Raw genomic sequence first — 24812 nt, 5'->3', positions numbered from 1 at the left:
CGTTCTTACCCCCTGAAGTCCATGCAGAAGATAAAGGAACACAGCCGTGTCATCAAGCACCTCCGTAGGATCAGCCGAGCGTCCGCTGCGCGTTGCCGTCGTGGGCTCCGGCCCGGCGGGCGTTTACGCCGCGGACATCCTCACCAAGAGCGAAGCCGTCAAGAGCGGCGAGCTGACCGTGAGCATCGACCTCTTTGACCGCTACCCGGCACCCTACGGCCTGATCCGCTACGGCGTTGCCCCGGACCACCCGCGCATCAAGGGCATCGTCAACGCCCTGCACAAGGTCCTGGACCGCGGCGACATCCGCTTCTTCGGCAACGTGGACTATGGCACGGACATTTCCATCGAGGATCTCCGCACGCACTACGACGCCGTCATCTTCGCCACCGGCGCCATCAAGGACGCGGACCTGAACATCCCGGGCATCGAGCTGGATGGCTCCTACGGCGGCGCAGACTTTGTCTCCTGGTACGACGGCCACCCCGACGTTTCCCGCGAATGGCCGCTGGACGCCACGGAGGTCGCGGTGATCGGCAACGGCAACGTGGCCCTGGACGTGGCCCGGATGCTGTCCAAGCACGCCGACGACCTGCTCGTCTCCGAAATCCCGGACAACGTCTACGCAGGCCTGAAGAACTCGCCCGTCACGGATGTGCACGTATTCGGCCGCCGCGGCCCGGCCCAGGTGAAGTTCACCCCGCTGGAACTGCGCGAACTCTCCCACTCCAAGGACGTGGACATCATCCTCTACGCCGAGGATTTCGAGTTCGACGAGGAATCGGACCGCCAGATCCAGAGCAACAACCAGACCAAGACCATGGTGGGCACGCTCACCAACTGGATCGCCGAGCAGCCCGAGGACCTCTCCGAGCTCACCGCCTCCCGCCGCCTGCACCTGCACTTCCTGCACAGCCCGGTGGAGATCTACGACGACGCCGCGACGCCGGGCAAGGTTGCCGGCATGAAGTTCGAGCGCACCGAGCTGGACGGCACGGGCAACGCCCGCGGCACCGGCGAGTTCGTGGACTACCCGGTCCAGGCCGTCTACCGCTCGATCGGCTACTTCGGTTCGGCGCTGCCGGAGATCGAGTTCGACCACAAGAAGGGCGTGGTACCGAACGACGGCGGCCGCGTCCTGGATGCCGCCGGCACCCACGTGCCGGGCATCTACGCCACCGGCTGGATCAAGCGCGGACCGGTGGGCCTCATCGGCCACACCAAGGGCGACGCCCTCGAGACCGTGACGTACCTGCTGGAAGACCGCGAAAACCTTCCGGTCGCCGATGTTCCCGACGCTGACGCCGTCGTCGAACTCCTCGACGCCCGCGGCGTGAAGTTCACCAGCTGGGAAGGCTGGCTGGCGCTGGACGCGCACGAACTCGCGCTTGGTGCCGCAGCCACGGAGGCCGGCGGATCCCACGGCGTTGAGGTCCAGCGAGAGCGCATCAAGGTGGTGCCGCGCGAGGACATGGTTGCCATCTCCCGCGACGGCGTAGCCGCCAACGTCTAACCGGCGCCTCCCACAACCAACGCGGGGTCACTTCGCGCCCATAAATCCCACTGGGATGGGCGCGAAGTGACCCTCCCCACCCGCGCCCTAGCCTCGCAAGCTCGGCCAGGGAACCCTGCGGGCGTGGGCCCCGTTGCTTTAACGCCCCGCCCCACCGGCCGCCATGAGTTCCAGCCGGCTGAGGGTTTCGCAGTTCCGGGCGCCGATCAGTGCGTCGCGCAGCACTTTGGGGACAACCTTGCCCGGTCCACGGATGGCGTCCTCGGCGATGGAAACCCGGCATTGTGTGCCCAGATCCTCCAGTGTGATCACCACTTTGGCTTCACCCAGCGGCCAGCCACGCGCCACGAGTTCCAGGGAGCGGCCGGGTTCGACGGCGGCCACGCTGGTGCTGTCATTGATCACCAGTGGCCAGGGGCCCACGGAGTGGTGCAGCCGGGAGCCGGTCCCGGGCCACTGCGCGTCGACGGCCCGGATGCGGGAGGCGCCCACCACCCAGCCGGAGTAGAGCCAGCCGTCGGCGATCACTTTCCAGACGTCGACGGCCGGGGAGTTGAACAGTTGGCTCACGGTTGACATTGGCTTCCCTTCCCTTGGTGGTTACATCCTGCCAAACCGGGCCCGGACCAGCGCGAACAGGCCGTAGCAGATAAAACCCACCCCGATCGCGACAAGCAGGTACGGGCCGAACGGATGGTCTCGGAGCGCCTTGAGGCTTCCGTCCAGCCCGGTGGATTCCTCGGGACTCTGCTTCCCCGCGGCGATCACAAACAGCAGTCCGGCCAGGTTCAGCGCGATTCCCTTAGCCACGTGCCCGGTGACGCCCAAGGAGTCGATGAGCTTGCCGCGGCGGGTGCCCTCGAACCGGAAGAGTTCCTCCTTGAACCCGCGCCGCAGTCCCTTCACCACAAAGTAGACGCCAACGCCCATGGTGGTCAGGCCTACCGCCACCAGCGCAGGCAGCCCGAACTGCGTGTTCAGGAGGGCCGTGCTGAAATCGCGTGTGGTGTCTCCGGAATCTCCGCGCAGGCCCACGGCAAACCCGGCGAAGCTGAGGCCCACACTTCCGTAAGCTACGGCCAAAAAGCCGGAGGAGATCAGCTTTCCGAGCCGCTTCGCTCGGGGAAGACGCCGCGACCGGAGGGTGGCCTCACTGAGTTGCCACAAAGCCAGGCCGGTGCACGCCACGACGCAGGACCACAGCACGGCCGGTCCCCAAGGGTTGGCGCCCAGCTGCTCGATGGCACCGGTGGCTTCCGCCTGCCCCGGCTGGCCGAAGGCCAGGGCGATGGCAATCGCACCAACGATGATGTGAAGCAGGGCCATCACGGCAAAACCCGAACGCGCCACAACGTCCAGCGCCTTGGTGTCGGACGCCTCCTCGACGGCGTCTGCCGCCTCGCTGATGCTGGATTCCCCGTCTGCCATGAGTCAGCCGTTCATGGGCCCCTCAGCGTGGAGCTTCCCGGCCCCTTGGCCTTCAACGCGCACCGTGCAACGGACCACCAGCTTGCCCGGAGCGTGATCCAGCTCCACCCGGCTGTCATTTGCGCCCAGGGCCGTGAAAACCTCGGAGCCAGCAACCACTGTTACGCCGTTGGCCTTGGCGGTCTCCCTGGCGTTCTCCAGTGCATCCTTCTCAAGGCCCGCCATGTATGCGCCGTCATCTTCCCGGGCGGGGTCGCCAAATGCCCAACCGAACAAGGTCCCTGGTTCCATGGCGACGATATTACGCGAAACCTGGTGCAAGTCGGGGTTTCGTAACATTGATAAGTGTGCTTACCATGACCCATATGACCCATATGGGCCAGGCCAGGACAGGCCGCACCAGCGGCATTTCGGAACCAGTTCGACGTTAGGAATCCACATCATGGCAGGAAATCTTGTTGCCCGGTCCGTTCACGATCTGAGCGCTGCGGCATGGTTCGGCGGCGCGCTAATGGGCGCTATTGGGTTGAACGGCGCCACTGCGGAGGCCAAGGATCCGGCCGAGCGCACCCGCCTTTCGAGCGCAGGCTGGATGAAGTGGGCGCCGGTCCAGACGGCGGCTTTCGCCTCGCATTTGCTGGCTGACCTCGCGATTGCCTTTGAGAACAAGGACCGCATCGCGAAGCAGGACGGCGTGGCGCGGGACACTGTGATCAAGACGGCGGTAACCGTGGCCGGCGCCGCCGTGACACTGTACGCCGGGATTCTCGGCAAGAAGGTGGACCAGCTCGCGGACCAGGGCGGCGAGGGGGCCACGGAGCCCAGGGCAGGGGCCTCCGATGAGCTGAAGTCGGCGCAGCAGCAGCTCAAAATGCTGCAGTGGGCCATTCCTGCTTTCGCCGGTGCCGTGATTATCCTCGGTGCCAAGCATGGTGAGATGCAGCGGCCCAAGAACGTGTTCCAGGGCCTCCGCCCCTGACCGGCAGCGGCAGCCGCAGCACTTAGACGTGGCAACGCCCGACGGCGGTGCGGCACCCAGGTGCCGGACCGCCGTCGGGCGCTGAGCTTGCGACGCGCAAAAGTGCTTGCGACGCGCACATTCCTTGGCGCACCTGAGATTTCCGGTGCGCCAGGGAATATGCGCGTCGATTGGAAGATACGGCTCCGACGGACTCGGGTCGGGCAGAAATTGGACTTACGCCCGCAGCCACTCCGCGCAGGTGTTAAGGTTCTGGTTGACGCTGGCCACCGCGGAATCGGCGTCGTGGGCCTCGATGGCGTCCACCACGGCACCATGGCCTTCATTCGTCAGACCGTCCAGCCTGCCCTTGCGCTGCTGTTTGAGCAGGTCCAGGTGGAAGACATCGCCGAAACTGACGTAGAGCTCGTGCAGCAGCGGGTTCCCGGAGGCTTTGGCAAGGCGCGCGTGGAAGGCCCAGTCCGCGCGGGCCCACCGCTCGAAGTCACCGGCGTTCCAGGCGACTTCCCGGGTGGCGAGCACCGTGCGCAGGTCGGCGACGTCGTCGGCCGTTGCATTCCGGGCTGCGAGGCGCGCCGCCTGCGTGTCAAGGCCGAGCCTGACCTCGAGGATGTGTTCGTCCGTGTGGTCCTGGTACATCCGCCGGGCGGCGCCGGACATCTCGCTGGTGGCGCGGACGTAGGTGCCGTCGCCGCGGCGGACCTCCAGCATCCCGCTATGCGCCAGGGCTTTGATGGCTTCGCGCAAAGTGCCGCGCGAGACCCCCAGGCCATGCATCAGCTCCGGCTCGGACGGGATGCGCTGGTCCAGGGGCCATTCGCCGGAGTGGACCATCTGACGGAGTTTGGCGGTGACCTCGTCGGCGAGGGGCTGGCGGGGTGAGGTGCTCAGGGTCATGGCGCCTACTTCTTCAGGGCGGACAAGGGGGCACGGGAGATGAGGTGTGCAACCACCACTTGGACCACGGCGAGGCCCAGCAGCAGTGCGAGGGGAAGCGTCCAGCCGCCAGTCCCGCTGAACAACAGGCCGGCACCGAAGGGGCCGGCCGTGGCCAGCAGGTAGCCGGTGGACTGCGCCAGCGTGGACAGAGCAGTGGTCTCCGCGGTGCTCGTCCCGCTCCGGCTGATCATCACCATCACCAGCGGGAAAATTCCCAGGCCGAAGCCAAGCAGGACGGTGGGGATGACGGCCAGGCCCACCGGCAGGAACATCAGAGCGGCCAGGCCGGCCACCATGGTGGTGCTGACCAGATACAACGCTGGCCGGAGCATCCGCGGCCGCGAGCCGATGGCGAGCAGCACCATGCCGGCCGGTACGGACATAAGCTGCATCAGCCCGTACATCAGGCCGCTGTCAGCTGAATTGATGCCCATGTTGATCAACATCGACGGGAACCAGCTGATCAGCGAGTACGCGAGGAGCGCCTGGAGGGCGAAGAGGGCGGTGAGAAGCTGGCCCTTCCGGGTGCGGAGCAGTGGCCATGGGGAGATGCGGGCAGCAGTGTTCCGGACGCTGTTGCGGTGCGCATGCAGAACAACGGGCAGGAAGCCCAGGAAGGCGGCCACGGCAAGGAATCCGATGGTGCCGACTGCGGCGGACGGTGAGCCGAGTGCCAACGCCAACGGGACGACGGCGACCGCGGTGACGGTGGCGCCGGTGGTCATGGTGACGGTGTAGAGCGCGGTCATCGCCGAGGTGCGGCTGGCGAAATGCTCGCGGATGAACGACGGCATAGCCACATTGCAGACCGCCAGGCCGGACATCCCGATTACGGTGCCCGCCACCAGCATGCCCGTTGCCGGGATCCCTCGGAGCAGCAGCCCGCCGGCCAGGAATCCGAGCGCCAGCAGGATTGCCTTCTCCACGCCCAGCCGTCCGGTCAGCCATGACGTCGCGGCCCCCGCCACCGCAAAACAGAGCGTGGGGATGGACGGGATGATCGCTGCCACCAGCGGTCCGTAGCCAAGGACTTGCTGAAAATCGTGGAGGAGGGCCGACGCCGCCGCAATCCCCGCGCGCAGGTTCAGGCCAATAAGCACCAGCGCAATGACGCCGAACACGACGGCGGTACGCGGCTTGGGCGGCGCGTCGGACAGCGTCGGGGTACCGGAAGGGGAAACAGTCATGTCCTTAACGTTAGACGTCAGACGTTTGATGTCTAGGGTTCTGTGGCCAACCTCTCCCGGCTATTAATGATGCGGGCATAGACTCGGGCCACAAGAGTTCCGTCCCGGGCTCGTGAGAACTTGTCCAGCTGGATCTGGCGCCCATCATTGAGGAAGGACGGCCGGTCATGGCTTCGGAGGCAGTTGAGGTCGAAAAGAAGTACGACGTCGGCCCGGACGCCGAGGTGCCGGCGCTCGCGGACATCCCCGGGGTGGCCCGCGTGGGGGAGCCCCACGTGGACACCCTGGAAGCGGTGTACTTCGACACAGCAGGCCATACGCTCGCCGTCCGCGACATCACCCTTCGCCGCCGCACCGGCGGAGTCGACGCCGGCTGGCACCTGAAGCTGACCGCGGAGGGCCCCCGGTCCGGCGACGGGGCCGGTGGCACGTCAGTCGTCTCCGGCTCGGAACCCCAGCGGCGCCGCGAGCTGCACGCCCCGCTGGGCCAGCCCGGCGTCGTTCCCGACAGCCTGTTGGCGCACGTGCTGGCGTACCTCCGCGGTGAGGATGCCGCCCCGGTGGTCCGGCTCGAAACCCGGCGCACCACTTATCCTTTGTACGGTGCGGACGGAGGCCACCTGGCGGATTTGGCCGATGACCGCGTGAGCGCAGAGTTGCTCGGCGCGGCAGATCTCGCTGCGGGCGGTGCTCCCGACCGTGCTCCCGACGTCGCTGAGGGCCGCGCGGCCGAGCCCGACGGGGAAGCCGCCCCGGACCGCAATACCCGTACACGGCAGTGGCGCGAATGGGAGCTCGAGCTGGTGCACGGGAGTCCTGACCTGTTCCCGGCCGCTGAGCAAATCCTGGCGGCCGCCGGGGCTCGCCCCGCCAAACACGGCTCGAAGCTGGCAAAGGTCCTGGCGCTGCCTGCCACGGAGTCCGGTGCCGCGGCCGGGCCAAAAAGTCCCGGCAAGAAGGATCCGGTGTCAGACCTGCTGACCGCCTACCTGGCTGCGCAGATCCGCGAAATCCTGGCACATGATCCCGGCGTCCGTCTGGAGGAACCCGAGGCTGTGCACGATCTGCGGTCGGCCACCCGCCGGGCCCGTTCCGCGCTCGCAGCGTACCGCCGGCTCTACAGTCCCGTGGCCGGGCGGCGCCTCAGTGCCGAACTGAAATGGCTCGGCAGCGTGCTGGGGTCGCCCCGCGACGCCGAAGTGATGCTGGCTCGCCTGCTCGGGCACACGGCCGAACTGCCGCCCGGGCTGGCCTCGGCAGTGAAGGGCCGGCTGGACGATGAACTCGGCAACAGATTGAACAAGGCCTACCGGAAACTCCAGAAGGCACTGCTTTCCGAACGGTACTTCCGGCTCCTGGATGACCTGGAAGCCTTCCGTGACCACCCGCCGGTCCGGTCCGAAGGCGCAGCCCCGGCCCGTAAGGCGGCAGGGAAGCTGGTGGCCAAGGCCGCCAAACGCCTGCAGCGCGCAGCGAGGACGGCCAAACGTGCACGCCGGGGAGCGGACCACGAGACAGCCCTTCACGACGTGCGCAAGGACGCCAAACGGCTGCGGCACGTGGCGGAGTCCGCAGCGCCGGTGCACGGTAAGCGCGCCGCGAAGATCGCCAAGGCCGCGCACCGCCAGCAGCAGGTCCTCGGAGACTTTCACGACAGCGTGGTGGCACGGGACCTGCTGGCCAAGCTTGCGGCCGCGCCGGACCTGCCCGAGGCTGTTGCGTCGGCCTACGTCACCCTCCATACGCGGCAGGTACAGCTCGCGGCCGACGCCGAAGCCGAGTACCGGAAGGAACGCAAGAAGTCCCGCCAACGCCTCCAACGCGGGGTCATTTAGCGCCCATCCGGGGCCGTAACATGGGCGCGATGTGACCCCGCGTTGCGGTCGTCAGGGGTGCCGCGCTCCGAGCCGCGACACGGCAAGCGACAGCCACAGCTGCACGCGGTCCGCTGTGACCGAAGGATCGTAGCCGGTGAGTTCGGTGATTTGCGCCAACCGGTACCGCACCGTGTTCCGGTGCAGGGTCAGGGCTTCGGCGACGGCGGCCACGGAACCGTTGTTGTTCAGGTAGCTTTCCAGGGTGGTCACCAGTTCCGCGCCGTGGGCAGCGTCGAAGGCGCGGAGTGGGTTCAACGACTCGTGTGCCATGTCAGCCAGCGGAACGTCTTCGCTGGCCAGCAACAGGGACGTCAGGCTCAGGCGTTCCGGCTCGTTAACCGGCAGGCCGTGGCTGGCCGCATCGCGCGCCTCGAAGTAGCTCCAGCGCAGGCCATTCGGCTTGGTGTACCCGCCGCCGATCCCGATCGTCGCGTGGATCCCGGCCTCAGCCAGGTGGTCGCTGAGGCGCCTGGCCAGCGCAGGTGCCGCACCGCCGTCGTCGTTAATCACCACCACCAGGTCCTTCCCGACGACGGCGGCCACCGCGTTCTCCAGCGGCTGCGGCACCGAGGTGCTCACCAGCGCCTTGTGATGGGCGGCGGACACCGCCAGCAGCACCACGTTTTTGCGTGTGCTGTTCAGGCCCACGCCGGCCAGGCGCCGCTGGGCCTCGCTGGTCTCCAGGGCGCCGTGGATGACGTCCTCGAGCACCTGGCCGCACAGGGCGCGCTGGGCCTGGCGCTGCTTGACCATGTTGTTCAGCTCCACGCTGATCAGGTTCTGGGCATAGCCGATGATCCCTGAATCCTCGAATGGCTGGCGGACCCACAGTGTGCAGGCATCGCGGCGGCCGGTGGGGATGGGGTAGGAGGACCACGTGTCAGCGGAGGGGAGCTCGGAGCTGTTGTTGTACAGGTGGGCGGTGAACTGGGTGAGGGCAATCTCCGTCCGCAGCATCCCGCCCAGGTGCTTCAGGAGTTGGGCGAGGCCGCCGCCGGTGAGGAGCGCGCGGGCCAGGACCTGGTGGCCCGCGATCAGGCGTTCCAGCTTCGCGACATGATCCGCGGCCTGCGCTTCCGCCACCAGTTTGCCGATGGCAATGAACGGCGTTTCGTACGGCACCTGGACGATCGGCAGCCCCCAGCGGTTGGCCTCGGCAATCAGGGCCGGCGGGACGGCGTCGTGCGTCAGACCGGTCCCGAAGCCGATGCCCACGGCTCCGGCGCGCTGGACCTGCCGGACAAAGCGCCGTTGCTCGGGCGCGGACCGCAGGCGCATGCCGGTGGTCAGTACCAGTTCGCCGCCGCTGAGGAAGCGCTGCGGGTCTTCCAGTTCCGTGACGGCAACCCAGTTGATGTCCTCGTGCCAGGTGGTCTCGGCAAGGCCTGCATTGGAGAGGTGGAGGGAGTGCACGCCGAGCAGGGTGGCGAGGGAAATGGCCATGGTCCAAGGATAGACGGATGCTGGTCAACCGCACTAAACAGTGCGGCTAAGGGTGTGCAGGTGGCTATTCCCCGGGGTGAAGGTGCTGGCATAGGCTCAAGGCTGTCGCAACCATCCGCTTTGCAGCTGATGTTCCCTATGAAAGAGGTTGTACACCGTGGTTCAAACCTTGCAGAACTTCATCAATGGTGAGTTCGTCACGCCTGCGGGCACCGACCTGCTGGACATCGTTAACCCCACCAACGGCGAGGTTGTGGCGCAGTCTCCTGTGTCCATCCAGGCCGACGTCGACGCTGCCATGACCGCGGCCAAGGACGCCTTCAAGACCTGGAAGCACGCCACCCCCGGGCAGCGCCAGCTGATGCTCCTCAAGCTCGCGGACGCCGTTGAGGCCAACAGTGACGAACTTGTGGAGGCCCAGCACCGCAACACCGGGCAGGTGCGCAGCCTGATCGCGTCCGAGGAAATTGCCGCCGGCGCGGACCAGCTCCGCTTCTTCGCCGGTGCCGCGCGCATCCTCGAGGGCAAGTCCGCGGGCGAGTACTTCGAAGGCCACACCTCCTATGTACGCCGCGAACCCATCGGCGTCGTGGCCCAGGTTGCCCCCTGGAACTACCCGTTCCTGATGGCCATCTGGAAGATCGGCCCGGCGCTCGCCGCCGGCAACACCGTGGTCCTCAAGCCCTCGGACACAACCCCGGAATCCACCCTGGTGCTGGCCCGCCTGGCCGGCGCCATCCTGCCCGCCGGCGTCCTGAACGTCGTTCTGGGAACCGGCGCAACCGGCGCGATGATGGTGGAGCACCGGGTCCCCGGCCTGGTCTCCATCACGGGTTCCGTCCGGGCCGGCATCGCCGTTGCCTCCGGGGCCGCGAAGGGCCTCAAGCGCGCCCACCTGGAGCTCGGCGGCAAGGCCCCGGCCATCGTGTTCAAGGACGCGGACATCAAGAAGAGCGCCGCGGCCATCGCCGAGTTCGCCTTCTTCAACGCCGGCCAGGACTGCACCGCGATCACGCGGGTGCTGGTTGAGGATTCAGTCCACGACGACGTCGTGGCGGCCATGGTTGAGCACACCAGGACGCTGCACACCGGCTCGCAGAACGACGAAGACAACTACTTCGGCCCGCTGAACAACGTGAACCACTTCAACGCCGTCACCTCCGTGGTGGAGCACCTCCCGGAGAACTGCCAGATTGTTACGGGCGGGCACCGCGCCGGGGACAAGGGCTTCTTCTTCGAACCCACCATCATCACCGGCGCCAAGCAGACGGACGACATCGTCCAGAAGGAAACCTTCGGCCCGGTCATCACCGTGCAGAAGTTCGCCTCCGAAGCGGAGGCACTCGAGCTGGCCAACGACGTCGAATACGCCCTCGCCTCCAGCGTCTGGACGTCCGATCACGGCACCGCCATGCGGATGAGCCGCGACCTGGACTTCGGCGCGGTCTGGATCAACACCCACATCCTCCTCACCGCCGAAATGCCGCACGGTGGCTTCAAGCAGTCCGGCTACGGCAAGGACCTCTCCATGTACGGCGTCGAGGACTACACCCGCATCAAGCACGTCATGAGCGCACTCGACGCCTAGCAACTCCCGGTGGTTGAGCCTGTCGAAACCCTGGATCTCGACAGGCTCGATCACCGGGCCCTGAAAGGAAACCCCATGAGCACCACAGCAAGTGAAATCACCTTCCGCCTGGAACAGAAGCGCCGTGTCCAGGCCGACTTCCCGGGCCCCAAGTCCATCGCCCTGACCGAGCGCCGCAAGGCAGTGGTCGCCGCTGGTGTTGCCTCCGCCGTTCCGGTCTACGTTGCGGACGCAGACGGCGGCATCATCCACGACGTCGACGGCAACTCCTTCATTGATCTCGGCTCGGGCATCGCGGTGACCAGCGTCGGCGCGTCCGATCCCGCCGTCGTCGGGGCCGTGAAGGAAGCGGTGGAGCACTTCACCCACACCTGCTTTATGGTCACTCCGTACGAAAGCTACGTTGCCCTCGCGGAGCAGCTCAACCGCCTGACCCCGGGTAGCCACGAGAAGCGGACCGTGCTGTTCAACTCCGGCGCCGAGGCTGTGGAGAACGCCATCAAGGTGGCCCGCCTCGCCACCGGGCGTGACGCCGTCGTCGCCTTTGACCACGCCTACCACGGCCGCACCAACCTGACCATGGCGCTGACCGCGAAGGCCATGCCGTACAAGACCAACTTCGGCCCGTTCGCGCCCGAGGTCTACCGCATGCCCATGAGCTACCCGTACCGCGAGGAGAACGCCTCGATCACCGGTGCGGAGGCCGCCAAGCGCGCCATTACCATGATCGAGAAGCAGATCGGCGGCGACCAGGTGGCCGCGATCATCATCGAACCCATCCAGGGCGAGGGCGGCTTCATTGTCCCGGCCGAGGGTTTCCTGCCGGCACTGGCCGCCTGGGCCAAGGCCAACGGCGTGGTGTTCATCGCCGACGAGGTCCAGTCCGGTTTCTGCCGCACCGGCGAATGGTTCGCGGTGGACCACGAGGACGTTGTCCCGGACATCATCACCATGGCCAAGGGCATCGCCGGCGGCATGCCGCTGTCCGCAATCACCGGCCGCGCGGACCTGCTCGACGCCGTCCACCCGGGCGGACTGGGCGGCACCTACGGCGGTAACCCGGTTGCCTGCGCTGCCGCGCTGGCCGCGATCGGCTCCATGGAGGAATACAACCTCGCCGGCCGCGCGCGCCACATCGAGCAGCTCGCCGCGGGACGCCTGCAGGAGCTGCAGGCTGAGCTCGCCGGCGCCGGGACTGCCGTGATCGGCGACATCCGTGGCCGCGGCGCGATGCTGGCCGTCGAACTGGTCCAGGCCGGTTCGAAGGAACCCAACCCCGAGCTGACCAAGGCCGTGGCCGCCGCCTGCCTCAAGGAAGGCGTCATCATCCTCACCTGCGGCACCTACGGCAACGTCATCCGCCTGCTGCCGCCGCTGGTCATCACCGACGACCTGCTGAACGACGGCCTGGACGTCCTGGCTGCGGCCATTAAGGCCAACGCTTAGGACCCAGCCCCACAGAGTTAGCGTCCCCTCGCAACGGCGCGAACGAACACTTGAGGCCCTGGAAACTCACGTTTCCAGGGCCTCAAGTGTTCGTTCGCGCTCGTTTCATGAGGTGCGGGCCCGCTTCCTTGCCAACGAGTTCTTGCGGGTTGCCCGGAGCATGTCGGCGGTCAGCAGCAGCAGGGCCAGCCACACCACCCCGAAGCCGATCCAGCGGCTAACGGTCATGGCTTCTTGGAACACCACCAGCGCCACGATGAACTGCAGGAGCGGGGCGACGTACTGCAGCAGCCCGAGGGTGGTCATGGGCAGCCGGCGGGCCGATGCGCCGAAGAACAGCAGCGGCACCGCAGTGATCACGCCGGAGGCCGCCAGGAGCCAGAAATGCCCGGGGCCCTGGCTGGCCAGGGTGGCCGAGCCGCTGACACCCAGGAACACCATGGTGGCCGCGGCGATCGGGGCCAGCACGATGGTTTCCAGGCTGAGGCTGGTCACCGCGTCCACTTTCGGGCCAACCCGTTTCTTCACAAACCCGTACAGCCCAAAGCCGAAGGCCAGCGTCAGCGCGATCCACGGCAGTTTGCCGTAGCTGACCGTCAGTACGCCTACTGCGACAAAACCGATCCCGACGGCGGCCCACTGGAGGGGGCGCAGCTTCTCCTTGAGGACGAACACACCCAGGAGGACCGAGACCAGCGGATTGATGAAGTAGCCCAGCGCCGCTTCGACAGCCTGGCCGGTGGTGACGCCGTAGGTGTACGTCAGCCAGTTCACGGCAATGAGGGCAGCCGCCAGGGCCAGTGAACCGAACACCGAGCGGTCCCGGAAGGCACGGGCCAGCGCGCGCCAGGACCGGGTGACGGTGATCAGGAGGATGCAGAAAAGCAGGGACCACACCACACGATTGGCCACGATCTCCACCGCTCCGGCGGGCATCAGCGCAAAGAAGTACAGCGGAAGCAGCCCCCACAACCCGTACGCGCCGAACCCGAACAGGACTCCCGCCGTCGTCTCCTTGTCCACAGCCTTAAGACCGGATGGAGCGGTGACGGCGGTCTTGGGCAAGGAGTTCGTTTCAGGGGGAGTAGGCACCTAACCAATAACACCAGTTGTTGGACTCGTATTCCAGTCAATAGTCAGTACGCTGTCCTTCATGGAACCGATGAACTCCCAGGTGGCCGTCCCGTGAGGCTCCGCCGTAGCAACGCGAACGGCCGCGGCTACCGTCGCGTGCCCGCCGGGACGGGCTTCAGCTACCGGGACCTGGCCGGCTCCACGCTGCCGCCGGGGCCGGTCCGGGACAGGCTGGAGAGCATCGGCATCCCGCCGGCCTGGACCGATGTCTGGATTGCACCGTTCGACAACGGTCACATCCAGGCGACCGGCCTGGATGCGATGGGCCGGCGGCAGTACATCTACCACCCTGCCTGGCGCGAGCGGAAGGACCGGGTGAAGTTTGACCGCGCCCTGCAACTGGCCGAGTCGCTGCCCACCGCCCGCCGGCTGGTCACCCTGGACCTGCACAGCGACGGTACCTGCCGCGAACGTGTACTGGCGGCGGCTTTCCGGATGCTGGACAGCGGGTCCCTGCGCGTGGGATCCGAGCGGTACACCAACGAGAACGGCAGCCGCGGCCTGGCCACGCTCCTGTGTGCGCATGTCCACGTCCGCAGGGAGTGCCTGGAGCTGAAGTTTCCGGCCAAGAGCGGCAAGGACTGGGAATCGGAAATCCACGACGCCGACCTCGCCGCCCTGGTGCGGACGCTTAAGCGCCGCGGTGGAAATGCCAGGCTGCTGGCGTACAAGGAGGGCCGGACCTGGCGGCCGGTCACCAGCGCGGACATCAATGCCTACGTCAAGGAGCGGACGGGCCTGGACTTCACCGCCAAGGACTTCCGGACGCTGCGCGGAACCGTGGCGGCCGCCGTCAGCTTGGCGCGCAGCGGCCCGCAGAGGACTGTTTCGGCGCGGAAGGGCGCCATCAGCGTGGCCATGCAGGAGGCTGCCGCGGTACTGGGGAACACGCCGTCCATCGCGCGCAAAAGTTATGTTGATCCCCGGCTGCTGGACCACTTTGCCGCGGGGGAGACCATCGACCCCAAACGCCTGGACTCCGCGGAGGCCGAGCTCCGGGCGCTGTTGTACCGGGAAGGCGACGTGGTGCCGCTGGAACACATTTAGAATGGGACATTGTGCGCAACTGCACTGCGCGCTGCACTGCGCGTCTCCGTCGCAATCTCCTCGTTCCAGAAGGGCTCCCGGTGTCCAACCCAGGCGAAACCACCTCCAAGCGTCCACTCCGCGTTGCCATTGTGGGTGCGGGGCCGGCAGGTGTTTATGCGGCGGACATCCTGACCAAGTCCAGCGGTGTTAAGGACGGCGATTTTGAGGTCAGCATCGACCTTTTCGAGGCCTACCCTGCCCCGTACGGCCTGATCCGCTACGGCGTAGCGCCGGACCACCCCCGCATCAAGGGGATCGTGAACGCGCTGCACAAGGTCCTGGACCGGGGCGACATCCGCTTCCTGGGCAACGTCACGTACGGCCGCGACCTCACCCTCCATGACTTCCGGGCCTTCTACGACGCCGTAATTTTCTCCACCGGCGCCATCAAGGACGCCGATCTGCCTATCCCGGGCATCGACCTGGCGGGATCATTCGGCGGCGCCGACTTTGTGTCCTGGTACGACGGCCACCCCGATGTGCCCCGCGACTGGCCGCTGGAAGCCAAGGAAATCGCGGTGATCGGCAATGGGAACGTGGCGCTGGATGTGGCCCGGATGCTCGTCAAGCACGCCGAGGAACTCCTCACCACCGAGATCCCGGACAACGTCTACCAGGGCTTGAAGAACTCACCGGTCACGGACGTGCACGTCTTCGGCCGCCGTGGCCCGGCGCAGGTCAAGTTCACGCCGCTGGAGCTGCGCGAGCTCAGCCACATGAAGGACGTGGACATTGTCCTGTACCCGGAGGACTTTGAGTTCGATGAGGCTTCCGATGACGCCATCCGCAGCAACAACCAGATCAAAACCATGGTGAACACGCTGACCAACTGGCTCGTGGAAGAGCACGCCGAAGCGGAAGAACCGTCCTCACGCCGCCTGCACCTGCACTTCCTGCACAGCCCCGTTGAGGTCTACGAGGACCCCGACGACGGCGGGTCCGGCCAGGTGGCCGGCATCAAGTTTGAGCGGATGGAACTGGACGGCACCGGCAACGTCAAGGGCACGGGCGAGTTTGTGGACTACCCCGTCCAGGCCGTGTACCGAGCCATCGGCTACCACGGCTCGCCCCTGGACGAGCTGGAATACAACGCCAAACGCGGCGTGATCCCCAACGAGGGCGGCCGCGTGCTCGACGCCGACGGCAACCCCGTCCCCGGCATCTACGCCACCGGCTGGATCAAGCGAGGGCCGGTCGGCCTGATCGGCCACACCAAGGGCGACGCCCTGGAAACCATCGGCTTCCTGCTGGAGGACCGGCTCACGCTTCCCCCGGCCGAGAATCCTGATCCGCAGGCCATCATCGACCTCTTGCAGGAGCGCGGCATCGAGTTCACCACGTGGGAGGGCTGGATCAAGCTGGATGCGCACGAAGCAGCCCTCGGCGCCGCGTGGACCGAAGGTAAGCCGGGCACCGACGGGACCGCCGCCGTCGTGCGTGAACGCATCAAGGTAGTCCCGCGCGAGGAAATGATCAGCATCTCCCGCGCCTGACCCCCGCCCTCCCTCACTCCATCCCTAGGCGCGGGTGCGGGGCGGCGTTAGACTGGGCTAAACCCAGGCTGGCTGCAATGTGCCGCGCCTGCAAGCCGAGCGCAAGTGGGAGTTCGATGAGGAACCTGATCCTGCCGCCGGCATCTGACGGCGAAGCGACAGCTCTGGCCCAGCGTGATGCCCTGGCCGCGCATGAGCAGCTTGGCGCCCATGCATTTCCGGACGCGCCGGAAATCCCCGGGCTGCGCAGGCTGATCCGGGAATCCTGGCAGCGTTCCGTCAAACTGCAGGCCAACCCGGACAACCCTGAAGCACCCCTGGTTCTGGACACTGATGAGCTTGAGGAATACCGGCGGCAGCACCCCTTGGCCATCATCATGCCCGTGATCCACAAGCTCCTGGTCCAGCCCAGCCACGATAGCGGCCTGCTCGTTGCCGTCGGTGATGAGGTTGGCCGGCTGCTCTGGGTGGAAGGGGATCCCGCCCTGCAGCGCCGCGCCGAAGGCATGATGTTCGTCCCGGGCGCCGACTGGTCAGAGGCCACGGTGGGGACCAGTGCGCCCGGAACTGCCCTGGCCCTGGGCCGCGGGATCCAGATTTCCGGGGCGGAGCACTACCAGCGATCCGTCCACGCATGGAGCTGCACCGCCGTCCCGTTTCACGATCCGGATTCCGGTGCGCTGCTGGGCGTTGTGGACATCACGGGCAAAGCCAGTGCGGTGGCGGCCCACACGCTGTCCCTCGTAGAGGCGACCGTCGCTGCCGCTCAGGCGCAGCTCCGAGTTGAGCGCCTGCAGCTGGCGGCGACCCTAGCCAGCCGGCCGGCCCGACGGCGGAACACCAGTACAGCGTCTGGGGCACGGTCGGCCAGCTCGGATTCGACGCGGGCCGGGGGAGCCGGCGGTGCTAAGGAAGGCAGCCTGTACCGCAACAGCCTGCAGCTGCTGGGCCGTGACCAGGCGCTGCTCAGTATCGAAGGAAAAACGGTGGCGCTGTCCGCCCGCCACAGTGAAATCCTCGCCCTGCTCAGCACCCACCCCGCCGGGCTGAGCGCCGAGGAGCTCAGCTTCTTGCTCTACCCGGGCGACGGCCCCACCATGACGCTCCGCGCGGAAATGGTCCGGCTGCGCAAGATCCTCCAGCAGCTCAACCCGGCCGCCGTTCCGGAATCCCGCCCGTACAAACTCACCATGGACCTGGTCCCGGACAGCGGGCAGGTGCTGAACTGTCTGCAGCGCGGCGCCCACCGGATTGCACTTGAAATCTACCGCGGCGCCGTGCTGCCGCGCTCCGAAGCGCCGGGCATCATCGACCTCCGCGACAGGGTCTCCTCGCTCATGCGCGAAGCGGTCCTGACAGATGGCAGTGCCGAGACGCTGCTCAAATACGCTGCCCTCCCGGAGGCGAGGGACGACGTCGACGTCCGGACTGCGGCCCTGAAGCTGCTGCCGCTGCGCTCGCCGAAGCGGGCCGCCATCGTTGCGGACCTTGAGCGGCTGGAAGCTGAACTCAGCGCCTGACCACCGGTGGCCGTGAGCTGGCTCACACCCGCGCAACCTGACTGCAACCTTCACACTCCTACGCTGAAACCAACGGCGGACGCCATCATCAGGCGCCACCTTTCATGCACAGCAAAGGAGCTAGCAATGACTGTTTACGCACAGCCCGGTACCGAGGGTTCGAAGGTCACGTTCAAGGACCGCTATGAGAACTGGATCGGCGGCGAGTGGGTTGCCCCCGTCAAGGGCCAGTACTTCGAGAACATCACACCCGTCACCGGCAAGGTCTTCTGCGAAGTGGCACGCGGCACCGCGGAAGACATTGAACTCGCCCTGGACGCGGCCCACAAGATTGCACCGTCCTGGGGCAAGACCTCCGTGGCCGAGCGCGCCGCGGTCCTGAACAAGATCGCCGACCGCATCGACGAGAACCTCGAGATGCTCGCCGTCGCCGAATCGTGGGACAACGGCAAGCCCATCCGCGAAACCTTGAACGCAGACATCCCGCTTGCGGCGGATCACTTCCGCTACTTCGCTTCCGCCGTCCGCGCCCAGGAGGGCCGGCTTTCACAGCTCGACGACGACACCACCGCCTATCACTATCACGAGCCCCTCGGCGTCGTGGGCCAGATCATCCCGTGGAACTTCCCCATCCTGATGGCCGTTTGGAAGCTTGCCCCCGCCCTCGCAGCCGGCAACGCCGTGGTCCTCAAGCCCGCAGAGCAGACGCCGTCGTCCATTCTGGTCCTGATGGAACTCATCGGTGACCTGCTGCCCGCCGGTGTGCTCAACGTGGTCAACGGCTTCGGCGTCGAGGCCGGCAAGCCGCTCGCGTCCAGCCCGCGGATCCGCAAGATCGCCTTCACCGGCGAAACCTCCACGGGCCGCCTGATCAGCCAGTATGCGTCCCAGAACCTGATCCCCGTCACCCTCGAGCTCGGCGGCAAGAGCCCGAACATTTTCTTCAACGATGTTGCCGAGTCCGATGACGCGTTCTACGACAAGGCCCAGGAGGGTTTCGCGCTCTTCGCCTTCAACCAGGGTGAGGTGTGCACCTGTCCGTCCCGCGCCCTGGTCCAGGAGGACATCTATGATTCCTTCATGGCCGACGCAGTGGCCCGGGTGGAGAAAATCATCCAGGGCAACCCGCTGGACACCGAAACCCAGCTCGGAGCACAGGCCTCCAACGACCAGCTTGAGAAGATCCTCTCCTACATTGACATCGGCAAGCAGGAGGGTGCCAAGGTGCTTACCGGCGGCGCCCGCGCCGAAATGCCCGGCGACCTGGCCGGCGGATATTACGTTCAGCCCACCGTTTTCGAGGGCCACAACAAGATGCGGATCTTCCAGGAGGAGATCTTCGGACCTGTTGTGTCTGTAGCCCGGTTCAGCGACTACGACGACGCAATGGAAATCGCCAACGACACCCTCTACGGGCTTGGCGCCGGCGTCTGGTCGCGTAACGGCAACGTCGCCTACCGCGCCGGGCGCGAGATCCAGGCCGGCCGTGTCTGGGTCAACAACTACCACGCCTACCCGGCTGGCGCCGCGTTCGGCGGGTACAAGTCCTCCGGCATCGGACGTGAAAACCACTCCATGATGCTGGACCACTACCAGCAGACCAAGAACCTGCTGGTCAGCTACAACGAGAACAAGCTCGGCTTCTTCTAAGCCCTCAGGAAGGCAGCACCACCTCCACCGCTCCAACGCTTTATCAACGCAAGGATTTCGCCAATGACGACGACAATGCAAGCAGCAGTAGTAACCGAGTTCGGCAAGGATCTTCAGATCCAGACCCTCCCCATTCCAACCCCGGGCCGGGGTGAGGCGCTGGTCAAGGTCATCACCACCGGCGTCTGCCACACCGACCTCCACGCGGCGGCGGGCGACTGGCCGGTCAAGCCGACACCACCGTTCATCCCCGGCCACGAAGGCGTAGGGGAAGTGGTTGCCCTGGGCGAAGGGGTCACCGACCTGGCTGTCGGCGACCTCGTCGGCAACGCCTGGCTCTGGTCCGCCTGCGGCGACTGCCAGTACTGCCGGACCGGCTGGGAGACCCTCTGCGAAGTGCAGAAGAACGCCGGCTACAGTGTGGACGGTTCCTTCGGGGAGTATATGCTCGTCGACACGCGTTTTGCCGCCCGCATCCCGGCGGGCTCGGACCCCGTTGAAATCGCCCCGGTGCTTTGCGCCGGCGTCACGGTCTACAAGGGTCTGAAGATGACCGAAGCCAGGCCCGGACAGTGGGTCACCATTTCCGGCATCGGCGGTCTCGGGCACATTGCTGTCCAGTACGCCGTGGCGATGGGCCTGCGGGTAGCGGCCGTGGATATCGCGGACGACAAACTTGCCCTGGCCAAGAAGCATGGTGCGGAGCTTACCGTCAACGCGCTGCACGAAGATCCCGCTGAAGTTATCCAACGCGAAACCGGAGGTTGCCATGGAGTACTGGTCACCGCAGTACACCCGTCTGCTTTTGGCCAGGCGATCGGCATGGCGCGTCGGGGCGGGACGATTGTGTTCAACGGCCTGCCGCCGGGCGACTTCCCGGCACCGATCTTCGAGATTGTGCTCAAGGGCCTGACCGTCCGCGGCTCGATCGTGGGGACCCGGCAGGACTTGGAGGAAGCACTCGAGTTCTACGCCGAGGGCAAGATCCATCCCACGGTGTCCACCCGGGAACTCTCCGAGGTCAACGCCGTTCTTGACGAGATGAAACACGCCAAGATCGACGGCCGCGTCGTCATCAAGTACTGATGATGGAGGCGAGGCTTGACGCGGCAGTGACGCTGCCCGGGGAGGACATCTCCCGCGTGGCGCTCACGGCCGAGGCCCTGGAACTGCTCAGGAAACTATGGGGCCAGCACGGACCCCTCATGTTCCACCAGTCCGGCGGCTGCTGCGACGGGTCCTCGCCAATGTGTTATCCGGCCGGGGAGTTCATCACCGCGGAAGCTGACGTCCTCCTGGGGCTGTTCGACATCGCCGACGGCCTGGAGCCGCGGCCCCTCGAGTTCTGGATGTCCAAGGAGCAGTTCAACTACTGGAGCCACACCCATCTGACCGTGGACGTGGTCCAGGGCCGGGGGAGCGGATTCTCGGTTGAGTCGCCGGAAGGCAAACGATTCCTGATCCGGTCAAAGCTGATGGACTGGCCCGTCTAAACGGTTCGATCGAAAGGCCCTTGAGGTCCTCTAAAGGAGGGCTTCAGGGGCCTTTTCGCAATTATCTTCGGCATTAGTTGCGTCTCACCATGCGGGACGGGTGTGAACGTCCAGTGAGTGGACAAGTATCGTTGATGGGTCTGTTTCCAACACAAATCAGGATTGTGGAATTCCTTATGAACCTTCTCCGGACCAAATCCATCGAGCAGTCCATAGCCGACGCCGATGAACCCGGACGCAAGCTCAAGCGGTCGCTGAGCAGCTGGGACCTGATGATCATGGGTGTCGCCGTCGCCGTCGGCGCCGGTATCTTCTCGGTGGGCGCCAAGGCCGCGGCCAACTTCTCCGGCCCCGCCGTGACGCTGTCCTTCGCCGTTGCCGCCGTGACGTGTGCACTGGCCATAATGTGCTACGCCGAGTTTGCGACCGCTATTCCGGTCGCCGGGTCGGCCTACGTCTTCACGTACGCCACCATGGGCGAACTGCTCGCCTGGATCATCGGCTGGAACCTGATCCTGGAACTGTTCACCGCTGCGGCAGTGATCGCCAAGTATTGGGGCATCTACCTCAGCAAGGTGTTTGCACTGATGGGCGCCGACGTCCCGCCGGCGCTGTCGCTCGGCGGCGTGGACCTCTACTGGGGCGCGTTCCTGATCGTTGCCGTCTTCACTGTGCTCCTGGTTATGGGCACCAAGCTCTCCGCCCGCGTGGGAAACGTCTTCACCCTGATTAAGATCGCCGTGGTGCTGTTTGTGATCGTGGTGGGCTTCACGTACGTGAAGTTCGAGAACTACGTGCCTTTTGTGCCTGCGGCGGAACCCACTGCCGGCGGCGCCGCGGATGTCCTGAAGCAGTCATTCTTCGGCTTCCTCACCGGCGCCGCGCCTGCACAGTACGGCACTCTGGGGATCTTCGCCGGCGCTGCCCTGGTGTTCTTCGCCTTCATCGGCTTTGACGTCGTGGCCACGTCCGCGGAGGAAGTCAAGAACCCGCAGAAGACCCTGCCGCGCGGCATCTTCGGCGGCCTGGCCGTGGTGACGCTGCTATACATCCTGGTGTCCCTCGCGCTCACCGGCATGGTGTCCTACACGGACCTCGCGGCAGCTGAAACCCCCACCCTCACCACCGCATTCGAGGCCGTCGGCAACACCACCGCGGCCAAGGTCATCGCCTTCGGCTCCCTGATCGGCCTCACCACCGTCATCATGGTGCTGCTGATGGGGCTGTCCCGCGTGGTGCTGGCCATGAGCCGCGACGGGCTGCTGCCCCGCGCACTGTCCAAGACCAGCGAAAAGCGTTCGACGCCGGTCCGCCTCCAGATCATCTGCGGCGCCGCAGTGGCACTTGTGGCCGGCCTGACCAACGTGGACCTGCTGGAGGAAATGATCAACATCGGCACTCTGTCCGCGTTTGTGGTGGTGAGCCTGGGCATCCTGGTGCTGCGCAAAAAGCGCCCGGACCTGAAGCCGTCTTTCCGCGTTCCGTTCGGCAAGGTCCTCCCGGTGGTTTCGGCCGTCCTGTGCCTGTACCTGATGACGAACCTCGCCGTGGAGACCTGGATCTTTTTCGCCGGCTGGCTGGTCATCGGCGTGGTGATCTATTTCGCCTACGGTCAGCGGCACTCCCGCCTGAACGAAAGGTTCGCCGAAGCAAAGTCCGCCGTGGACGCCACGGAATCCAGCGCGGACGCCGCCCTTGCCGGCCGTGCAGCAGCCGACGAAGCCCTCAGCCGCCAGTAGGCCCGTACCGCGCAGTCAGGGCGCCGCGTGCCGACCTACCCAGTCCACCAGGGGCCGCAGCTCGTCCCATAGCCCCGCGATTTCCCGAGCCGCGGCCGATGAATCCAGCCACTCCGGCTGGCCCAGCTCGATGCCGGCGGACAGCGATCTGTGCTTCAGCAGCTCCGCCCGGGGATGGTCCTTGTCGAAACCGCGCGGCACTGTCTTGAGCTTTTCGCCTTGCACGACAAAGCCCGCGGCAGCCACGGACTCCACGATGTGCCGCAGCGATTCACCGGTCCCGGAAGCATCAACCGAGTTCCGGAAGCGGGACAGCTGGGCCGGCGAACTGGTGTGGCAGCCGCCGCCCACCAGCAGCCCCTCGGCGCTCACCTGGACGTAATATCCCACGCCTTCCTGGGACGACGCGAACGCTCCTTGGGAAGTCTTGTACGGCGATTTGTCTTGGGAGAACCTGATGTCCCGGTTGGGCCGGAAGATCTTGCCCGGCCCGAACCGGGGCTCCAGTTCGGCCAGCAGGGCCGTGACCGGATCCCGCACGAGGGTGTTGTAGCTGTCCTTGTGTTCCAGCCACCACTCCCGGTTGTTGTTGTGCTCAAGCTCGGCATAGAACTCGAATGCCCCTGCAGGGATGCCCTGGAATGTACTCATGCAGTGATCCTAGGTACCACCGGGCGGCCCCGGCCAGAGGCATTGTCCCTATGTGGAAACAAAAGGCTGGGGAACAAGAGAGATGCGGAAATACGTCCGCCCCGCCACGAAACCGTGACGGGGCGGGCGTTGCACCACAAGGGGCGGAGAAACTAGCCGATCTTGTTGGCAGCCTCAGCGTCGGAATCAGGGGAGCCCGTGCCCAGGTTGGCGCGCAGCTTGGCGCCGAGTTCGGCGTCCACGTTGGTCCAGTACTGGATGGCTCGTTCCTTGATCTCGGCGATCTTCACGCCGCCCACAGCACCGGTGATGGTGTCCAACAGGCGGGCCTTGGCGCCGTCGTCGAACACCTCGCGGTACAGGGTGCCGGCCTGGACGAAGTCGCCGTCCTCGGCGTGCAGGGAGTGTGCGGAGAGCGTAAGCTCGCCGTCGTTCTCCCAGCCACCGGCCGGGGAAGCCGGCTCAACGGCAGCGGGACCGTTAAAGGAGTTCGGCGCGTAAACCGGTACGGAGGGGGCGTTAAAGTGGTAACGCCCGGCGCCGTCCTGGCTGTAGTTGTTGACCTGGTTCTTCGGCTGGTTAACCGGGATCTGCGCGTGGTTGGTGCCCACGCGGTAGCGGTGTGCGTCGGCGTAGGAGAAGATGCGGGCCTGCAACATCTTGTCCGGGGAAGCGGCGATACCGGGCACGAAGTTCGACGGCGCGAAGGTGGCCTGTTCGATCTGCGAGAAGTAGTTCTCCGGGTTCTTGTTCAGCTCCATGGTGCCCACGTGGATCAGCGGGTAGTCCGTGTGCGGCCACACCTTGGTGAGGTCGAACGGGTTGAAGCGGTAGCCCTTGGCATCTTCGTACGGCATGACCTGGACGTGCAGTTCCCAGGACGGGAAGTTGCCCTCGGCGATGTTTTCCTGCAGGTCGCGGATGTAGAAGTCCGCGTCCGAGCCGGCCAGCTCTTCAGCCTGGTCGCCGGACATGGTCTTGACGCCCTGGTTGGACTTGAAGTGGTACTTGACCCAGAAGCGCTCGCCCGCGGCGTTGATCCACTGGTAGGTGTGCGAGCCGTAGCCCTGCATTTCACGCCAGGAGGCCGGCAGGCCGCGGTCGCCCATGAGCCAGGTGACCTGGTGTGCGGACTCGGGGGACAGGGTCCAGAAGTCCCACTGCATGTCTGCGTCGCGCAGGTGGGTGCCCGGGAGGCGCTTCTGCGAGTGGATAAAGTCCGGGAACTTGATGCCGTCGCGGATGAAGAAGACGGGGGTGTTGTTGCCCACGAGGTCGTAGTTGCCCTCGGAGGTGTAGAACTTGACAGCGAAACCGCGGGGGTCGCGCCAGGTGTCCGGGGAGCCTGCTTCGCCGGCGACGGAGGAGAAGCGGATCAGCATCTCGGTTTCGACGCCCGGCTGCAGGAACGCGGCCTTAGTGTACTTGGAGATGTCCGAGGTGGCCTTGAACGTACCGAACGCGCCGCCGCCCTTGGCGTGCACTACGCGCTCCGGCACCCGCTCGCGGTTGAACTGGGCGAGCTTTTCGATCAGGTAGTGGTCCGTGAGGATGATGGCGCCGTCGGCACCGACGGACTGTGCGTGCGCGTCGGAAGTGACGGGCGCGCCGGACTGGGTTGTTGAGATGTTCGCAGTCATTTT

21 protein-coding genes are annotated in these 24812 nt (G+C 66.0%); 12 read left to right on the top strand and 9 right to left on the bottom strand.

The features are described 5' to 3' along the window. Positions 1 to 46: 46 nt before the first annotated feature. Positions 47 to 1513, top strand: a complete 1467-nt coding sequence (locus ACQCS0_RS16200) for an FAD-dependent oxidoreductase (RefSeq protein WP_354153221.1) — start codon at positions 47 to 49, stop codon at positions 1511 to 1513. A 138-nt stretch (positions 1514 to 1651) separates the two neighbouring features. Here ACQCS0_RS16200 and ACQCS0_RS16195 read toward each other — a convergent pair whose 3' ends face one another. Genes ACQCS0_RS16195 through ACQCS0_RS16185 form a run of 3 tightly spaced genes read right to left on the bottom strand, consistent with a single transcriptional unit; the run spans position 1652 to position 3232 of the window. Beyond that, positions 1652 to 2092, bottom strand: a complete 441-nt coding sequence (locus tag ACQCS0_RS16195; RefSeq protein WP_354153222.1) for an SRPBCC family protein — start codon at positions 2090 to 2092, stop codon at positions 1652 to 1654. A gap of 21 nt (positions 2093 to 2113) precedes the next feature. Continuing rightward, positions 2114 to 2941 carry a DUF1206 domain-containing protein gene (locus ACQCS0_RS16190; RefSeq protein ID WP_354153223.1) on the bottom strand — a complete coding sequence of 276 codons (828 nt, stop codon included), beginning with the start codon at positions 2939 to 2941 and terminating at the stop codon, positions 2114 to 2116. A 3-nt stretch (positions 2942 to 2944) separates the two neighbouring features. Beyond that, entirely contained in the window at positions 2945 to 3232 is a 288-nt protein-coding gene (locus ACQCS0_RS16185; protein ID WP_354153224.1) for a hypothetical protein, read from the bottom strand. Between the two features lie 151 nt (positions 3233 to 3383). On the opposite strand from ACQCS0_RS16185, the gene ACQCS0_RS16180 reads away from it, so the two are divergent. After that, on the top strand, positions 3384 to 3920 hold the full coding sequence (locus tag ACQCS0_RS16180) for a hypothetical protein (protein WP_354153225.1): 537 nt from the start codon (positions 3384 to 3386) through the stop codon (positions 3918 to 3920). A 216-nt stretch (positions 3921 to 4136) separates the two neighbouring features. Here ACQCS0_RS16180 and ACQCS0_RS16175 read toward each other — a convergent pair whose 3' ends face one another. Together ACQCS0_RS16175 and ACQCS0_RS16170 are read right to left on the bottom strand one after the other, a co-directional pair. Beyond that, entirely contained in the window at positions 4137 to 4817 is a 681-nt protein-coding gene (locus tag ACQCS0_RS16175; protein WP_354153226.1) for a FadR/GntR family transcriptional regulator, read from the bottom strand. 5 nt (positions 4818 to 4822) lie between these two features. Beyond that, positions 4823 to 6046 (bottom strand): MFS transporter, encoded by a 1224-nt coding sequence (locus ACQCS0_RS16170; RefSeq protein WP_354153227.1) that lies wholly within the window; start codon positions 6044 to 6046, stop codon positions 4823 to 4825. 167 nt (positions 6047 to 6213) lie between these two features. Between ACQCS0_RS16170 and ACQCS0_RS16165 the strand changes: the two genes are divergently transcribed. Beyond that, positions 6214 to 7881: a CYTH and CHAD domain-containing protein gene (locus tag ACQCS0_RS16165; protein WP_354153228.1), complete on the top strand. Its 1668-nt coding sequence runs from the start codon at positions 6214 to 6216 to the stop codon at positions 7879 to 7881. Between the two features lie 51 nt (positions 7882 to 7932). Here ACQCS0_RS16165 and ACQCS0_RS16160 read toward each other — a convergent pair whose 3' ends face one another. Then, the gene (locus ACQCS0_RS16160) at positions 7933 to 9366 is read right to left on the bottom strand and encodes a PucR family transcriptional regulator ligand-binding domain-containing protein (RefSeq protein ID WP_354153229.1); all 1434 of its coding nucleotides are present in this window, start codon (positions 9364 to 9366) and stop codon (positions 7933 to 7935) included. 157 nt (positions 9367 to 9523) lie between these two features. On the opposite strand from ACQCS0_RS16160, the gene ACQCS0_RS16155 reads away from it, so the two are divergent. Next, positions 9524 to 10954: a gamma-aminobutyraldehyde dehydrogenase gene (locus ACQCS0_RS16155; RefSeq protein WP_354153230.1), complete on the top strand. Its 1431-nt coding sequence runs from the start codon at positions 9524 to 9526 to the stop codon at positions 10952 to 10954. 75 nt (positions 10955 to 11029) lie between these two features. Beyond that, positions 11030 to 12400, top strand: a complete 1371-nt coding sequence (gene gabT / locus ACQCS0_RS16150) for a 4-aminobutyrate--2-oxoglutarate transaminase (protein ID WP_354153231.1) — start codon at positions 11030 to 11032, stop codon at positions 12398 to 12400. A 105-nt stretch (positions 12401 to 12505) separates the two neighbouring features. On the opposite strand, the gene rarD is transcribed toward gabT, so the two are convergent. Continuing rightward, on the bottom strand, positions 12506 to 13492 hold the full coding sequence (gene rarD / locus ACQCS0_RS16145) for an EamA family transporter RarD (RefSeq protein ID WP_426939849.1): 987 nt from the start codon (positions 13490 to 13492) through the stop codon (positions 12506 to 12508). 93 nt (positions 13493 to 13585) lie between these two features. Between rarD and ACQCS0_RS16140 the strand changes: the two genes are divergently transcribed. The 7 genes from ACQCS0_RS16140 to ACQCS0_RS16110 all read left to right on the top strand — a co-directional run bounded on the left by ACQCS0_RS16140 (position 13586) and on the right by ACQCS0_RS16110 (position 22518). After that, positions 13586 to 14581 carry a DNA topoisomerase IB gene (locus ACQCS0_RS16140; protein WP_354222788.1) on the top strand — a complete coding sequence of 332 codons (996 nt, stop codon included), beginning with the start codon at positions 13586 to 13588 and terminating at the stop codon, positions 14579 to 14581. Between the two features lie 80 nt (positions 14582 to 14661). Then, complete coding sequence (locus ACQCS0_RS16135) at positions 14662 to 16116, top strand: FAD-dependent oxidoreductase (protein WP_354222790.1); 1455 nt, start codon at positions 14662 to 14664, stop codon at positions 16114 to 16116. Between the two features lie 116 nt (positions 16117 to 16232). Next, complete coding sequence (locus ACQCS0_RS16130) at positions 16233 to 17636, top strand: GAF domain-containing protein (protein WP_354153236.1); 1404 nt, start codon at positions 16233 to 16235, stop codon at positions 17634 to 17636. Between the two features lie 126 nt (positions 17637 to 17762). Further along, positions 17763 to 19286, top strand: a complete 1524-nt coding sequence (gene exaC / locus ACQCS0_RS16125; RefSeq protein WP_354153237.1) for an acetaldehyde dehydrogenase ExaC — start codon at positions 17763 to 17765, stop codon at positions 19284 to 19286. Between the two features lie 63 nt (positions 19287 to 19349). Beyond that, positions 19350 to 20372 (top strand): alcohol dehydrogenase AdhP, encoded by a 1023-nt coding sequence (gene adhP, locus ACQCS0_RS16120; RefSeq protein WP_354153238.1) that lies wholly within the window; start codon positions 19350 to 19352, stop codon positions 20370 to 20372. After that, positions 20372 to 20779 (top strand): DUF779 domain-containing protein, encoded by a 408-nt coding sequence (locus ACQCS0_RS16115; RefSeq protein ID WP_354153239.1) that lies wholly within the window; start codon positions 20372 to 20374, stop codon positions 20777 to 20779. The genes adhP and ACQCS0_RS16115 overlap by 1 nt, the downstream gene beginning before the upstream one ends. Before the next feature lie 176 nt (positions 20780 to 20955). Then, entirely contained in the window at positions 20956 to 22518 is a 1563-nt protein-coding gene (locus ACQCS0_RS16110; RefSeq protein ID WP_354153240.1) for an amino acid permease, read from the top strand. A 15-nt stretch (positions 22519 to 22533) separates the two neighbouring features. Here ACQCS0_RS16110 and ACQCS0_RS16105 read toward each other — a convergent pair whose 3' ends face one another. Both ACQCS0_RS16105 and ACQCS0_RS16100 read right to left on the bottom strand, forming a co-directional pair. Beyond that, entirely contained in the window at positions 22534 to 23169 is a 636-nt protein-coding gene (locus ACQCS0_RS16105; protein WP_354153241.1) for a DUF2461 domain-containing protein, read from the bottom strand. Positions 23170 to 23321: 152 nt separating this feature from the next. Continuing rightward, the gene (locus tag ACQCS0_RS16100) at positions 23322 to 24809 is read right to left on the bottom strand and encodes a catalase (RefSeq protein ID WP_354153242.1); all 1488 of its coding nucleotides are present in this window, start codon (positions 24807 to 24809) and stop codon (positions 23322 to 23324) included. Between the last annotated feature and the right edge of the window lie 3 nt (positions 24810 to 24812).

It is taken from the genome of Pseudarthrobacter sp. S6 (genome assembly GCF_050156575.1).
GTDB lineage: Bacteria > Actinomycetota > Actinomycetes > Actinomycetales > Micrococcaceae > Arthrobacter.
Note: the sequence above shows the minus strand (reverse complement) of the source record. Positions and strands in the feature narration are given on the sequence as shown.

Coding starts and splice junctions, on each gene's coding strand:
- ACQCS0_RS16170 (WP_354153227.1), bottom strand. CDS start 6,046: ATGACTGTTTCCCCTTCCGGTACCCCGACGCTGTCCGACGCGCCGCCC.
- gabT (WP_354153231.1), top strand. CDS start 11,030: ATGAGCACCACAGCAAGTGAAATCACCTTCCGCCTGGAACAGAAGCGC.
- ACQCS0_RS16110 (WP_354153240.1), top strand. CDS start 20,956: ATGAACCTTCTCCGGACCAAATCCATCGAGCAGTCCATAGCCGACGCC.
- ACQCS0_RS16105 (WP_354153241.1), bottom strand. CDS start 23,169: ATGAGTACATTCCAGGGCATCCCTGCAGGGGCATTCGAGTTCTATGCC.
- ACQCS0_RS16185 (WP_354153224.1), bottom strand. CDS start 3,232: ATGGAACCAGGGACCTTGTTCGGTTGGGCATTTGGCGACCCCGCCCGG.
- ACQCS0_RS16195 (WP_354153222.1), bottom strand. CDS start 2,092: ATGTCAACCGTGAGCCAACTGTTCAACTCCCCGGCCGTCGACGTCTGG.
- ACQCS0_RS16180 (WP_354153225.1), top strand. CDS start 3,384: ATGGCAGGAAATCTTGTTGCCCGGTCCGTTCACGATCTGAGCGCTGCG.
- ACQCS0_RS16160 (WP_354153229.1), bottom strand. CDS start 9,366: ATGGCCATTTCCCTCGCCACCCTGCTCGGCGTGCACTCCCTCCACCTC.
- adhP (WP_354153238.1), top strand. CDS start 19,350: ATGACGACGACAATGCAAGCAGCAGTAGTAACCGAGTTCGGCAAGGAT.
- ACQCS0_RS16165 (WP_354153228.1), top strand. CDS start 6,214: ATGGCTTCGGAGGCAGTTGAGGTCGAAAAGAAGTACGACGTCGGCCCG.
- ACQCS0_RS16190 (WP_354153223.1), bottom strand. CDS start 2,941: ATGGCAGACGGGGAATCCAGCATCAGCGAGGCGGCAGACGCCGTCGAG.
- ACQCS0_RS16175 (WP_354153226.1), bottom strand. CDS start 4,817: ATGACCCTGAGCACCTCACCCCGCCAGCCCCTCGCCGACGAGGTCACC.
- exaC (WP_354153237.1), top strand. CDS start 17,763: ATGACTGTTTACGCACAGCCCGGTACCGAGGGTTCGAAGGTCACGTTC.
- ACQCS0_RS16100 (WP_354153242.1), bottom strand. CDS start 24,809: ATGACTGCGAACATCTCAACAACCCAGTCCGGCGCGCCCGTCACTTCC.
- ACQCS0_RS16130 (WP_354153236.1), top strand. CDS start 16,233: ATGAGGAACCTGATCCTGCCGCCGGCATCTGACGGCGAAGCGACAGCT.
- ACQCS0_RS16115 (WP_354153239.1), top strand. CDS start 20,372: ATGATGGAGGCGAGGCTTGACGCGGCAGTGACGCTGCCCGGGGAGGAC.